The following is a 13,810-nucleotide window of genomic DNA, read 5'->3' on the forward strand; positions in this document are numbered from 1 at the left end:
TGACGGCCACAGAGGCCCTCGCATCGGGAAGAGCGCGAAGAAGAGGAACACTCCTGCATCAGGTTATTTCTTGAGCGTCCCGACCCGCCTCCCTCTCCCTTCCTGGCTTCTGACCTCTTCTGTGAGAATTGGAAAGCCCTGCCTGCTATCAAGAATGAAAAGAGTGAGAAGTGAGAGCCCTCAGCTTCGCCAGGGAATGCTCTTCCGCTGCTGAGTCCGGTCGAGCAGGAGACAGGGCTCTTTAGTCTCGATACCTTACAGGTACGCCAAGACGTTGCAGCTCCTCAAAAAAATGAGGGTAGCTTTTGGCAATATGCTCTGCGCCTGTCAATGTCAGACCCGAGCGGCTACGCATCCCTACAATTGCCAGAGCCATCAGCACCCGGTGATCATGATGACCATCCACTATGACACCCCCTTCTACCCCCTGAGGCCGCCCCTGGACAACAATCGCATCCGATTGTGGCATGACGGCACAACCTGCTTTTCTCAGCTCACGGCACAGATCTTCAATCCGATCCGATTCTTTATAATGCAAGCTCTCGATATTAAAGAAACGTGTCTCTCCTTCAGCAAAACACGCCGCCGCTACCAGGACCGGAATACAATCAATCACTGCATCGCCATCTAATTCATAGCCTCGCAGACGCCGCCCACCACGTAAGGTGATTGTATCAGCATCTCGTTGGAGGTCCGCTCCCATCGCTACAAAGGCTTGCAGAAGCGCCTCCCCTACTTCTTCCCCTGAGCGTAGCCGCTCCAGGCGGATCTCACTCTGAGGATCATTCGAGGCGGCACAAAGCGCCAACAGCGTCGCTGCTGAGGGATAATCACCGGGAATTACATACTCACGCGCCTGATACTGCTGCTTCCCAGGAATGACAAAATGGAGAAATGTCTCATCATACTCTACAACAATGCCTGCTGTCTGCAATACATCCAGGCTGGCACGCACCAGGGGCTGCGACTTTAAACCATCGACGACGGTAATATCGAGACCTTCATCCAATAAAGGCCCAAGAAAGAGCAGAGCACTCAGATACTGCGAACTTCGTGCCCCTGAGATCTGTACTCGCCCACCATGCAATTGGCTGCGATGCAAAGTAATCGGGAAACAGCCCTCTGAACCGGTTCCTTCACACTCTACCCCTAAGGAGGTCAGAGCCTCCAATAACTCTCGATTTGGCCGCTTTCCTAAGGATTCAGGATGGTCTGTGACAAACGTGACTTCAGGGAGCAGAGCACCTACACCCAGAAGAAGACGAGAGACCGCTCCTGCATTCCCTACGTTAATCGTTACTGGAGCATTGACTGGCGTCTGCCCACCTATCCCTCTCACAAGGAGAGTACGCTGCTGCTCATCTTCCCAGGTCAACTCTGCTCCTAAAGCTCGACAGCCACGAAAAAGTGCCTCGCTATCGTCGCTCTGCGCAGGAAAGATCACGCGGCTCGTCCCCCTGGCCAGAGCCGCAGCTAACACATATCTCAAGGTATAATACTTTGAAGAGGGAACTTCTGGCTGGCCATAAATCCGTTCCGCAGGCGCAATAAAGAGGGTTGAACCAATATTCGCGTTTAACATCTTCACTGTTCTCAATCTTTCTCTAGCTCTTCAAAGTTTCCATTAAAGCATAGACAAACGTTTCCATCCACACCAATCATTGTAGCCATTCAACAGGACCAGGGGAACCTGCTCTTTACAATTATAAGGTACAGTCCCTCCAACCGTCGAGTAACAGAACAACATATTTTTTACCCTCAACATATGCATACCTGGCTCTTTGTTGTTGCTTAGATTTACACTAAACAAACAAAAACAGTACACTGTAATTACAATGTGCAACTCAAATACTCTCATTAAAAACCGCTAATAATTGAGTAGATGATCGTTTTATCAATTGAATTTCCCAAATGGGGATGTTATAATCGATCGTGTATGCAGAATAGTGGTATCAGGAGGATTTTATTTACTGTGAAGCAACAACGTATCTTTATTATAGGAGCGGGGATCATTGGACTATCGACAGCTTATGCATTATTAAAAGCTGGCATGCAGAAAGTTATCGTTCTTGAACAGGCCACGGTCGATCATCAGAGATCTTCATCGCATGGTATTTCACGGCTGCTACGCTTTGAATATGGTGATGATGCTTTTTACTCTCAGATGGTTCATCTCAGCTTACAACGCTGGAAGCAGCTTGAACAGGGAACACGACGCACGCTCTATACGTCAACGGGCCTCCTGTCACTGGGCAATGAGGATGACCATTTTACGGCAGAGAGCTACTACACGCTTCGTGATCTAGGATATGCGCCAGAACGCCTTACTCCACAGGTCTGTGCACAGCGCTTCCCTCAGTTTGATCTTCATGGGTATGATCTTCTTCTCTATAATTCTAACGCTGGTATCCTCCATGCATCTTCATGCCTTCATACGTTAAAAGAATGTGTCATTAGCCTGGGTGGACAGGTCCTTGAAGGGCATCAGGTCCGCTTTATTGATCATGATCGATCTCAAGGCCCTATCCACCTGCATCTTTCATCTGGTGAGGTTTTTCAGGCGGATCGAATCGTCATTGCGGCAGGTCCCTGGGTCCATCGTCTGCTTGCAGAGCTGCAACTTCCGGTTCGTGTGACCCGACAATATGTGCTTTATTTTGATAATCTCCCTCATTTTTCCTTCAGTCAACCCGCTTTTCCGGCCTTTATTGCCGATGATCTCTATGGCTTTCCGATTCATGATGGCAGTACTGGCTGGCTAAAAGCAACCTCTCATCATTTTGGCAGCATCGTTGATCCTGATGATACCCCACTTATCGATGAACAGGCAGTTGCTCTGATCGCTGAGTCTCTCGGTCGTGTGCTCCCCGCTTTAAAATTTGCTGATGTAGCGCATATCGATGCCTGTGTCTATGATGTGAGCCTCGATGAAGATTTTATTCTGGATCGCTTTCCGACCGATCCACGTATCATTTTTGCAACAGGCTTAACTGGCCATAGCTTCAAGTTTGGTCTCCTTCTCGGTGAGATGCTCAGCAGTCTCCTGTGCGAAGGCCCATCACCGGTTCCCATGGAGCCTTTCTGTTTAGCGCGTTTTTCGCAGTATCTTCATACTCCCACACCTTCTGTTGCCTGAGCAGCTTCCTTATCGCCATCTGCCATGAAGAAACAGGGTTCGATCGACAACTTTCGCTGAGACAGACCGATTGTCGTCCAACCAGTTCTCAAGAACGTACCCTTCTTTGTTCCTCTCATTCCCATAAATAGGTACCAAAATAAAGAATGAGTGTGACGATGAGATTAATGATCGTAAGGATAAGACCACAGAGAGACAAAATAACGGCCCAGTTGGCCATCGAACGGAGTGCCAGCGTTCTGCGCCCATAGAGACCCAATAGAAGACCTGCAACTGCAATGGGAAGCCCACAAATAGGAAAAAAGGCTGCAAATAGGCTGATCCCACCCAGGACAAAGCTCGTTAAGACAAGGTTACGCTGGTCTTCTGTTGGTACAATAGCGTAGTTCTGTGTGCTAAAACGCCGCATAAATTTTCTGACGAAAAAGCCTGGATGCCAGGTGGCTTTCAATGGCCAGATGCCTCCATGGGTGCGTGCAGGTCGCTCTTCTGAGGATTGCATGGTCGCTTTTCCTTTTCAAATGACTTCATATTTTTGTTCCCTGACACACATTGATCAAGTGATGCGATAACGTCTCTCCTTTTTTTATCGGCTGGGCAGACATTTTCTTGCTTCTTGCCTATCTCTCTGGGAGATGAAAATCACTCAGATCAGTTGAGCTTTCGGGGGAGTATTGCTATTGTATCTGCTTCACTATGCAAAAAGCAACAAGGAGATTTATGAGGCTTATATCAGAAGAATCTGTGCCTACAAGCAGTCTACAACCGATAAGTCGAGGAAGGCTCTCAATGGGTGGCACGTGGTCGAGGTGAACGCGAACGGATGCAGCCAGACAGCTTTCAAGAGGCTTCCGTCAAAGGTTGGTTGCTACTTTGCACGTAGATCTTTTCGGCACAAAGTGTGCTCAATCCACAAAGATGTCATCAGACTAATTGGGTAGGTCCTTGCGCCAGGAGAGGCAGACTGAAGGACGAGGTTCATCTCTTCTGGTCTTACCTCTCTCTCAATGGGAAAGGATAAAGGTGCTGTTCTCATCGAAGGGATTTAATGATCTAAACTTTAATTGACACGCTTAATGGCCCAGATGAGTCCGGCTAGATGGGCATTATAGTCTGGATGTTTGGGATCAAAGCTGTGGATCGTCACCTGGTGAAAATATTGTCCTTCGGCATGGATATATTCATAGTTATTCAGTGCTATAGCCACATGGGTGATCTGCTCTTTGCCAAAGAAGATCAAATCTCCTTCTTGCATTTGTGCAAGTTGGAGTGGCTCGCCAAGCGCATCATGCTGCTGATCCGCATCACGCGGCAGGATGGTCCCCGCCATCCGATAGCAGAGCTGCACCAATCCACTACAGTCGATCCCGCGCCAACTGGTTCCCCCCCACAGATAGGGGATACCTAAAAAGGCTTTTGCATATCCCGTAACTACCTTGACCGTCTGCTGAGGATAGAGCTCACCATTGGCTCGAATCTCAACTCCTTCACGAGGGACCCATCCTTCACGTTCGCCTGGCAAAGCTATCCGCAGGCGCTCCCGCTGCGCAAGATCAATAAAAGGGAGGGCCGTTGAAAGATATCCCTCCAACAGAACCTCTTCTCCCTCTTTCTGTACATAGATAGGTGTATACGGAACAGTAATGACTGCAGAATAAGGCAATGGCACACCACATGCCCCCTCGTCCCCTTCGCAGACGCCGCGTATAATAGGGCTTTCCAGTTCAGTTGTCAGAACCCACCCTGCATAATCAGTGAGCGTCACAAACGTCCAGGCACCCACACTCTCCCCGGCCACGACTGGTGTATTCAGTAAGGCCTGTGTCACCAGTTCAGAGTTTTTATCGGGAGCAAGGTGAATATCAGCCAGACTAACAGCAATCACAAAATGTGAAAGAAGCTCAGTTCCGTTCATCTCATTCTCGGACCTTTATAAATTTTTAATAGACTATTTCTTCCTCCTTAAGCATACCATAAAACTCTTACATTTCTATTCCTTCTGAGATTAAAGATGACCACTAGATTCGGCAGTCAGTCGATGGCGAAATACCCAGTAATTCCAGCCTTGATAGACCAGTACCACGGGCACAAATGTCAGAGCCACAATACTCATCACCGTAAGGGTATAGGGACTGGACGAGGCATTATAAATGGTCAGATTCCAATGGGTATCTAAGCTTGAGATCATCACACGAGGGAACAATCCCATAAAAATGGTGAGTGTAGACAGGGCAATCGTTACACCTGTCATTGCAAACGCCCAACCACTTCGTCGCGCATACACGAACCAGCCAGCCAACAGCAGGGCCATACCAGCTCCCAGCGGGGCCACGCCAGGGTCGACGCCAAGGCGGCCAAACACATCTGTGGTAAAGTAGCCAATAATGACAAACAGGAAGACCAACACGGCTGCGGGCCACCAGACTTTTCTGGTCACTTGATGGCTTCTTTCAAGCATCTCCCCTTGAGTCCGCAAGCTTAAAAAGATCGCGCCATGGAGGAGGAATAAGGACACAAAAGCAGATCCACCGAGAAGGGCATAGGGGTTTAGCAGATTCCAGAAGCCTCCGACATAGTTCATTCTGGCATCAATCGGTACGCCTTCAATAATATTCGTGATGGCTACTCCCCACAAAAAACCAGGCAGGGCGCTTCCAACAAAGATCATCCAATCCCAGAGACGCCTCCATTCCGCATGCTCATCACGATTACGAAACTCAAAAGCTACAGCACGCACAATCAATGCCACAAGCATAAGCAGGAGTGCCAGGTAAAAGCCACTAAAGAGGGTGGCATACCAATTCGGAAAAGCGGCAAAGAGCGCTCCACCTGCCGTAAGCAACCAGACTTCATTGCCATCCCAGAAAGGTCCAATACTTCGAATAAGGAGCTGCCGCTCTTTATCGGTCCGCCCCAGGAACGGCAAGAGCATCCCTACCCCGTAATCGAAACCCTCCAGAAAGAAGAAGCCAATGAACAGAATAGTGATAAGAACAAACCAGAATGCATTGAGATCCATATTTTTCTTCTCCTCAAATCGCCACTGTACTTGATAGGTTGCAGACTCCGCTAACCGGGTCACTACTACCACTTCCATACTCTGTATGGAGCAGATGATATTGGCCCCTGTTCATGTTGAGTATCTAATAAGCACCTGCTCATGTTGAGTATCTAGTAGGCCCCTGCTAATAAGGTATCTTCTGCTGCTTCCTCAACGACTGGCGTCTCCGTTCTCACGTATTTTGCCAGCAGGTAGATATCTGCAATAGCCAGAGCACCATAGAGCAGGGTAAAGATAATTAATGAAGCAAGGACAGAGCCAACGTTTACTGTTGGTGAGACGGCATCGCTTGTGCGCAACAGCCCGAACACGATCCATGGCTGCCGACCAATCTCCGTCATGATCCATCCCATCGCATTAGCCAGGTAGGGTAGCACCATCGCAAATGGCAAGATCCATAAGAACCAGCGCACTTTTTCGAATGATCGCTTCCACAGGAAAAAGAGTGCAAGCAGAGAGAGAAGAATCATTACCATGCCACTTCCCACCATCAGTCGAAACGACCAGTAGGTGACTCCCACAGGTGGCACATAATTGCCAGGGCCGTATTGTTTTACATATTGAGCCTGGAGTTCATTAATTCCCTGGACTTGTCCCTCCGCCGTATTGTAAGACAGGATGCTCAAGAGATCTGGAATGCGAATGGCAAAGACATCTTTACGATTTTTTTCATTGCCAATGGTGAAGATAGAGAATGAGGCAGGATCTTCACTATTCCATAAGGCCTCCGCTGCGGCCATTTTCATCGGCTGAGACTGGACCATATGCTGTGCCTGCGTATGCCCAACCATCGCCACCAGAATACTCGCGATGACGGCGCTAATAATACCAATCTGTGCAGAATGTCGGAAAAGATCCAGGTCGCCTTTTCGTTTCAATAGCTTATAGGCGCTGATACCAATGACAAAAAATGAGGCTGTACAGATTCCTGCCGTTAACACATGAGGAAACTGTACCCAGACATTGGGATTGGTTAACAGTGCAAAGAAATTCGTCATCTCTGCTCGCCCATTACGCAGCGTAAAACCAACCGGCTGCTGCATAAATGAGTTCGCGATCAAAATCCAGAGGGCCGAAAGATTGGAGCCAAAGACAACCAGCCAGATCGTAAGGAGATGCAAGCCCCTGGGGAGCTTATCCCATCCAAAGATCCACATGCCTAAAAATGTTGACTCCAGAAAGAAGGCCAGCAATGCCTCGATCGCCAGCGGCGCCCCAAAAATGTCACCAACAAAGCGTGAGTAGGATGACCAGTTCATGCCAAACTGAAACTCCTGCACAATGCCTGTTGCAACGCCCATGGCAAAATTGATCAGAAACAGGCGCCCCCAGAATTGTGCCATTTTTTTATAGGTTTCATTACCAGTACGAACATAGACCGTTTCCATAATGGCTATAAGCAGAGAGAGCCCAAGGGTCAATGGAACAAAGAAAAAATGATAAATAGTGGTAATACCAAATTGCCAGCGCGCAAGAGTCAGCGCATCCATAAAACCTCCCGCAGTTAAAGATCTTTTTCATCTGGCATCGGGATTGATGCCTGCTTCGTAAACTTCTTCACCACTAGTATCAATTCTCTCTATCACGATGACCTCACAGTGATCTCACCCTCATCACAAATTGATCACATACAACCAGAAGAAGCCTGTTCCTTTTTCCGTTGGAGGTAGCAATGGAAAAAGGAACAGGCTTCTTTTATCTCCTACAAGAGAAGTTTTCCAGGTCTTTTTGACTTCACTGAGAGGTCATATTCTGTACTTTACTACCATCCAGATCGCTCAGCTTTTGACCCACTGAGAGGTCATATTCTGTACTTTACTGCCATCCAGATCGCTCAGCTTTTGATCCACTGGGAGGTCATATTCTGTACTTTACTACCATCCAGATCGCTCAGCTTTTGACCCACAAAGGCTTGGGCCGTGGCCGATGTCTGATAGCGGAAACGAGGCTGCTCTTCTGTCGCTGCCAGGACGATCACTTCAGCGACGCCAGCTGGAGTCTGCGCTGCGGAAAATGACGCCTGTGTGCGAGCGATATAACTCTGCCAGAGCTCTTGATAAGGGTCATCTCCCTGGCGTTCAATCGATGGTGCTGCATTCGCAATAAATTCTGTTGCGACCGCTCCTGGTTCAATCACGGCCACATGCACGCCAAAACTCTTTGCAACCGGAGCAAGGCTCTCCATCAGACCCTCAACGGCGAACTTGGCAGCACAATAGCTATCGTTAAAGGGCTGGCCCACAATGCCTCCTACGCTGGTCACTGAGAGGATACGACCTGACCGTCGCTCGCGCTGACCGGGCAAGACAAGTCTGGTCAATCTTGCTGTACCCATAAAATCAACATCCATAACCTTCTCAAGATCTTCCATCGAGATCTGCTCCAATGATCCCACAAATCCAGAACCTGCATTGTTCACCAGCAGATCAATTGCACCATAATCGCGCACGACTTCAGCCACACAGTGCTCAGCTTCGTGCGCATCAGTGATATCCAGCTTGCGAATATCCAGTTGAACCTTCGCAGCCTGTGCTCGCTGACGAAGCGTCGTAGCTCGCTGTAGATCTCTCATTGTTGCAACGACGGCAAAACCTGCCTGAGCCAGAGCAATTGCAGCCTCCAACCCGATACCTGAAGAGGTTCCTGTAATCAAAGCTGTCGAGGCCTGTTGTTTAGACATAGTTTTATCCTTCTCTATGGATAGAGAGTGACCAGACAAACCATCAAAAAGTCGATTGATGCGCCTGCCTCCACTCATTGCTATTTCTCACTCCAGAAAAAGTGTATCATTTAGGGTAGGCAAGAAACCAGATAGCGATAGTTACTATTCTCTACAAAAGACCTCTTCTTTTCTCTCGATGAACCGATCCATAAGCAGAGAGAGATCGGTTCACTTTGATCTCTCGCCACCAACAGGGGTACGATCAATGGCAGTCAGGCTAGAGAAGTCGTATGACTCCTCCCGGACGCTTGTGAGAGAAGAAAGGAACCGTTGTTTATGCACTATAGAACGGGAAAAAAGCTTGCGCCTGTACATTGGATGGTCATTCTTTGGATGGTCATTCTTTTTACGATGGCCTCCTGCGGTTCGCCTCCAATTCCAGCTCCCAGACCACAAACGCACATATCCTCTCCTCTCGCTCAAAACATCCAGCAGCAGAACCAGCCACTCCAACAGGTGATCGCATATCCTCCACTTCCAGGAGCACTATCCAGTTCCATTCAGCTAACGGTAGATGGACAGCCAATATTTGTTGAACACTATAAAGACAGCAATTATGCTCGCTTTGCCTTTGCAGGTAGAGCAACGATTGTTATTCGAACACCACAGGCCGAACAATACCAGATTAGCCCCCATAGTTATGCCATTCAGACACAGAAACAGGCAGGAGCGCTCTCTTTCACGCTTGATCAGCCACGCAAACTCCTCTTACAGATGCCCAATGGGACAGAGAAACTATTTCTCTTCGCCGATGCTCCAGAGACGGACGCCCCCAACCTCGGTGATCCCAATGTCATCAATATCAGTAGCTACCTCACAAACACCAGTGGTCCACAGACAGCACCTATTCAAAGAGCGCTTGATGATGCCTCACAACGAAAGGCCATTGTCTACTTTCCAGATGGCAAATATGTAAGTGGTAGCTTGACCATCAAAAGTGATACCTCGATCTATCTTGCCAGTGGAGCGCTGCTGCTCAGTACAGGACAGATACAAGATACCCGGCAACAATTTCTGATGTTCAATGGAACACAGAATGCCAGGCTGTATGGACGAGGAGCGATCGATGTTCAGGGCCTTCAGTTACGTCGTCAAAACGATAATGCAGGGCGCGTCAAAATCTTGCGCACACTCAACGCTAAAAACATTACGATTGAAGATCTCCTGCTGCGCGACGCCGGTTCCTGGACGGTTCATCTCCTCGCTTCTGATACTATCCACGTCACTAATCTCAAAATCATCAACGATATGAATAACACCAATGGAGATGGGATCGATCCCGATGGCTCAACCAATATCACCATCGATGGAGCCTTTATCTATACCACAGACGATTGCTTTGCCGTCAAGGCCAGCGGCCTCTTCCAGACCACCCGGCCAACCGATACTGTTCTCATCAAAAACGCCGTCTGCTACGATCGCAAATCGGCGCTTAAAGTAGGAACCGAGACCCGTCACAATATTAGTAACGTTACCTTCGAGAACAACGATATTATCCATGCTGATCGAGCCCTCGCCTTATATATGGAGGATGGTAGTGTCATGTCCAATATCATCTACCTCAATAATCATGCAGAGGTCATTGGGGGCGATGCGAAGCAACGGCTGATCGATTTCTCAATTAGCAATCGTTCGGGGATTGGGCAGATCAAAAATGTGCAGATTACGAACTTCACGGCAGCACAATTTAGTCCAAACCCATCTGTCATCACAGGCCTGGGCAGTTCAGCCATTACCGTCACCATCCAGAATCTCTCGATCGCCGGCACAACCCGCACATCTGCGGCCAGTGCCCAGATCCAGGTTTCGAACGCAATGGTCAACTTTCAATCATGAAGACATTCCTGACTATCACACTCAAGAACAAAAGCCTCCAATGAGCCACACTACGGCAAAAACATATATACGTCTTCATGAAGTATTTGTGATACTATATCAATTGGAAATAAAGAGAGAAGTATCAGAGCGCTTTACTTTTTCCTCATATAGTGACGTTTGAACGAAAACGAAGCTAACTGAGCCATACAGAGCATGACTCAGATTCAAGAAAGACAGATGAAGATGCAAAGGATCAGCCAGGTCTCCTCAAGCAGAGGCGCTTTTGGATACATTACTCCACCTCGGCAATCCCATCTCAGGAATGACTAAGCTTTTGTAGTTTAAACGTCAATCACAATAGAAAGAGATTATACATGAAATACGGTATTTCACTTCCCAATGGCTGGACAATGAGCCTGGTGGGCATTAAAGATCCCATTGAGGCCTATGAGACGATGACGAATGTCGCCAAAGCCGCGGACGAGACTGGCTTTGAAGCCGTGTGGATGGTCGATCACTTCCACACTATTCCCACGCCATCACAGGAAGTCACCTTCGAGTGCTGGATGTCACTGGCAGCCATCGCCCGCGACACCAAACGTGTTCGCATCGGTCAGATTGTGACCTGCAATAGCTACCGCAATCCCGCTCTGCTGGCGAAGATGGCGAGTACCCTGGACGTTCTAAGCCACGGTCGCTTGAATTTCGGTATCGGCGCGGGCTGGTACGAGCACGAGTATAAGGCGTATGGCTATCCCTATCCCGATGCACCTGAGCGCCTGCGCATGCTGCGTGAGGCTCTTCAGGTCATCCACGCCATGTGGGAACAGGAAGAGGCCCATTTCGAGGGCAATTACTACCAGATACGTGGCGCGATCAATCAGCCCAAGGGCGTACAGAAACCTCATCCTCCCATCCTGGTTGGTGGAGGCGGCGAGAAGGTCACGCTCAAGTTGGTGGCTCAGTATGGTGACGCCTGCAATGTCGGCGGCGACCTGGCGACCATCAAGCACAAGCTACATGTGCTTAAGCAGCACTGTGAGACGCTTGGCCGCGATTATAGCACCATCTATAACACAACTGGTTCCTTCTGCGCCATCGCTGATACCGATGAGGAGGCCCTGGCCCTGGTTCCCGAGAAGGCTCGTGGCAACCTGCGCGACACCGCCCTCGTAGGTAGCCCTGAGACCATCCGCCAGCGCATCGCTGCCCTGGAGGAGTTAGGCATCCACGAGATCATCATCGACTTCCCCAGCGCAACCAACCTGACGACGCTTCACCGCTTCGCCAAAGAGTTTATTGCCAAATAGGCACACAATGTGATTTTCATGTGCTCTTGCCCGCAGATGCCACGAGCATTACGGCTATTACTGATGTCACAAAACATATAGAGTATGATCAGGTGCAGATAGAAATTTCGCTCTACACGGACTTTAGTGCCAGTCTACAGCAACAGCACCGGGTCTGTATTTTTTATACAAACCGAAACTAGAGCAGCATACAGATGTCTAGAGCTACCTGATGGCCCGGCGCTGCGCAAGCACACGTCTACATATACCGTGATATATAGCGTGTGCTTGTGCAGCGTTGGGCCGATGCACACGATCAACCTTGCGGTCTATTGTTCCTCATCTTTGTGGCCAAAAAGCATGCGGCCAAGCAAGACTACTGAGGCAGAGCTCCAGCCATGGAGAGGAGGGACATCGTCCTGTCTTTCGTGTGGGAGTTGTGTATTCCCCTGGACAACATTATATTTTTCATACAGGTTGCCAGTCTGCTCATAAAGCGAGACCTGGAGATTCAGGTATTTCTCCGCGATACGTTGGGCCTCTGCCTGATAGCCATAGGCCTGGAGGCCTTCAATAAGAATAATGTGTAGCGGTGACCAGCCAGCAGGATAGCCCCATTGTACCCACTCAAATTCAGGGAAAGGGCTGGGATAGAGAACATCCGTCACCGTCAGGCCATACGCGTGCTCAAAAGCAGTCAGTTGAGCGACAAGATAGGCAGCCTGCTCAGGTGTCGCAATTCCCGCCCAGAGGGTCCAGTAGGCACAGAGCGAGAGGAAGGGGAGCTGTTTCTGCTCACGGTAGTTATATTCGAGGAAGAAGCCTTTCTCCGGATTCCAACAGTAATCACGAACTAGCTGTGCGCGTGTCTCCGCCTCTTTGAGCCAGTGCTCCTGCTCAGCCTTCTCACCCAGCACATCGGCGAGATGAGCGAGTGTCTGGGCATAGCGCACCAGGGCACAATTGGTGATGAGCGGGACACAATCGCGTATATCTGGACCAAAGAGCGAACAGAAATCAAGACCGGTCTCTGCAAGCGACATGAGTTCGGGTCGCGAGGAGGTATCCCCTAGATCCTGGTTGGTTGCCAATCCAATTGGTGTCTGATGATGTGGAGCGTTCCAGTAATGGGTGTATTCCTGCTTGAGCAGGGGGTATGCCTGGTGAAGCAGATCGCGGTCACCAGTCGCCTGGTAGTAGCGCCAGATACTATCAGAAAAGACCGGAGTTTGTGAGCGTGTGGTATAGAATGTACGATTCCCATTGGGCATAAAACCGTAGCGCTGAATCTCAAATAGATAATTGAGAATATGAAAGCGGACGATATCCTCCCGCTTGTGAGCCAGCAATGCCAGGTTGATAAAATAAGTATCCCAGGCATACATCTCAGGAAACATAGCTTCACTGCCGCCTGCCGAGCTATAAGGGCAGGGGAGAAAAAGTAAGGTCTGTGAATCATCGTGCCTGAGATCTGCTTCGAGCGCGGTATGCAGATCATTCTGCCACCAGGAGCGAATCTGCTCATCCAACGCTTGCCAGCGTTGCCTGGTAAGGGGGGGGAAAGAGACTATCTCCATACTATAGACTGCCTTTCTACAAAATAAATTTACGTATTGCCATATGTAAATTTATAGCACATGAGACGGAGTTGGCGTGCTTTAGCAGCGCCGGGCTATCATGGCATTCCCTCATTATTTTTTAAAACTCCATCCATAGACCCCTTGACAATACATGGGTCACTCTATTATCCTATTGTTATAGAACAATACAGAGTCTTCTATATT

The 13,810-nt window shown here is 49.1% G+C and carries 10 protein-coding genes; 3 read left to right on the forward strand and 7 right to left on the reverse strand.

Annotated elements, in window-relative coordinates; all coding sequences use genetic code 11:
* Positions 1 to 241 precede the first annotated feature (241 nt).
* Entirely contained in the window at positions 242 to 1,582 is a 1,341-nt protein-coding gene (aroA, locus tag EL628_RS16450) for a 3-phosphoshikimate 1-carboxyvinyltransferase (protein WP_126581970.1), read from the reverse strand.
* 390 nt (positions 1,583 to 1,972) lie between these two features.
* Between aroA and EL628_RS16455 the strand changes: the two genes are divergently transcribed.
* Positions 1,973 to 3,136, forward strand: a complete 1,164-nt coding sequence (locus tag EL628_RS16455; protein ID WP_161975546.1) for an FAD-dependent oxidoreductase — start codon at positions 1,973 to 1,975, stop codon at positions 3,134 to 3,136.
* A 115-nt stretch (positions 3,137 to 3,251) separates the two neighbouring features.
* On the opposite strand, the gene EL628_RS16460 is transcribed toward EL628_RS16455, so the two are convergent.
* The 5 genes from EL628_RS16460 to EL628_RS16480 form a co-directional block, all read right to left on the reverse strand.
* Positions 3,252 to 3,638: a hypothetical protein gene (locus EL628_RS16460; RefSeq protein WP_126581010.1), complete on the reverse strand. Its 387-nt coding sequence runs from the start codon at positions 3,636 to 3,638 to the stop codon at positions 3,252 to 3,254.
* A 558-nt stretch (positions 3,639 to 4,196) separates the two neighbouring features.
* Positions 4,197 to 5,051 carry a C40 family peptidase gene (locus tag EL628_RS16465; RefSeq protein ID WP_126581011.1) on the reverse strand — a complete coding sequence of 285 codons (855 nt, stop codon included), beginning with the start codon at positions 5,049 to 5,051 and terminating at the stop codon, positions 4,197 to 4,199.
* Between the two features lie 90 nt (positions 5,052 to 5,141).
* Positions 5,142 to 6,155 (reverse strand): cytochrome d ubiquinol oxidase subunit II, encoded by a 1,014-nt coding sequence (gene cydB, locus EL628_RS16470; protein WP_126581012.1) that lies wholly within the window; start codon positions 6,153 to 6,155, stop codon positions 5,142 to 5,144.
* A 152-nt stretch (positions 6,156 to 6,307) separates the two neighbouring features.
* Entirely contained in the window at positions 6,308 to 7,687 is a 1,380-nt protein-coding gene (locus tag EL628_RS16475; RefSeq protein WP_126581013.1) for a cytochrome ubiquinol oxidase subunit I, read from the reverse strand.
* 344 nt (positions 7,688 to 8,031) lie between these two features.
* On the reverse strand, positions 8,032 to 8,877 hold the full coding sequence (locus EL628_RS16480) for an SDR family oxidoreductase (RefSeq protein WP_126581014.1): 846 nt from the start codon (positions 8,875 to 8,877) through the stop codon (positions 8,032 to 8,034).
* A 318-nt stretch (positions 8,878 to 9,195) separates the two neighbouring features.
* On the opposite strand from EL628_RS16480, the gene EL628_RS16485 reads away from it, so the two are divergent.
* Both EL628_RS16485 and EL628_RS16490 read left to right on the forward strand, forming a co-directional pair.
* On the forward strand, positions 9,196 to 10,755 hold the full coding sequence (locus EL628_RS16485) for a glycoside hydrolase family 28 protein (protein WP_126581015.1): 1,560 nt from the start codon (positions 9,196 to 9,198) through the stop codon (positions 10,753 to 10,755).
* Positions 10,756 to 11,111: 356 nt separating this feature from the next.
* Positions 11,112 to 12,047, forward strand: a complete 936-nt coding sequence (locus tag EL628_RS16490; RefSeq protein ID WP_126581016.1) for an LLM class F420-dependent oxidoreductase — start codon at positions 11,112 to 11,114, stop codon at positions 12,045 to 12,047.
* Between the two features lie 308 nt (positions 12,048 to 12,355).
* Here the strand turns inward: EL628_RS16490 and EL628_RS16495 are convergent, their stop codons facing one another.
* Positions 12,356 to 13,603 (reverse strand): trehalase family glycosidase, encoded by a 1,248-nt coding sequence (locus EL628_RS16495; protein ID WP_126581017.1) that lies wholly within the window; start codon positions 13,601 to 13,603, stop codon positions 12,356 to 12,358.
* Positions 13,604 to 13,810 lie beyond the last annotated feature (207 nt).

It is taken from the genome of Tengunoibacter tsumagoiensis, assembly GCF_003967535.1.
Lineage (GTDB): Bacteria > Chloroflexota > Ktedonobacteria > Ktedonobacterales > Ktedonobacteraceae > Tengunoibacter > Tengunoibacter tsumagoiensis.

What these genes read in the sequence shown, in the direction of transcription:
- aroA (WP_126581970.1), bottom strand. Translation starts at nt 1,582, where the DNA reads ATGTTAAACGCGAATATTGGTTCAACCCTCTTTATTGCGCCTGCGGAA.
- EL628_RS16460 (WP_126581010.1), bottom strand. Translation starts at nt 3,638, where the DNA reads ATGCAATCCTCAGAAGAGCGACCTGCACGCACCCATGGAGGCATCTGG.
- EL628_RS16465 (WP_126581011.1), bottom strand. Translation starts at nt 5,051, where the DNA reads ATGAACGGAACTGAGCTTCTTTCACATTTTGTGATTGCTGTTAGTCTG.
- cydB (WP_126581012.1), bottom strand. Translation starts at nt 6,155, where the DNA reads ATGGATCTCAATGCATTCTGGTTTGTTCTTATCACTATTCTGTTCATT.
- EL628_RS16475 (WP_126581013.1), bottom strand. Translation starts at nt 7,687, where the DNA reads ATGGATGCGCTGACTCTTGCGCGCTGGCAATTTGGTATTACCACTATT.
- EL628_RS16480 (WP_126581014.1), bottom strand. Translation starts at nt 8,877, where the DNA reads ATGTCTAAACAACAGGCCTCGACAGCTTTGATTACAGGAACCTCTTCA.
- EL628_RS16485 (WP_126581015.1), top strand. Translation starts at nt 9,196, where the DNA reads ATGCACTATAGAACGGGAAAAAAGCTTGCGCCTGTACATTGGATGGTC.
- EL628_RS16490 (WP_126581016.1), top strand. Translation starts at nt 11,112, where the DNA reads ATGAAATACGGTATTTCACTTCCCAATGGCTGGACAATGAGCCTGGTG.
- EL628_RS16495 (WP_126581017.1), bottom strand. Translation starts at nt 13,603, where the DNA reads ATGGAGATAGTCTCTTTCCCCCCCCTTACCAGGCAACGCTGGCAAGCG.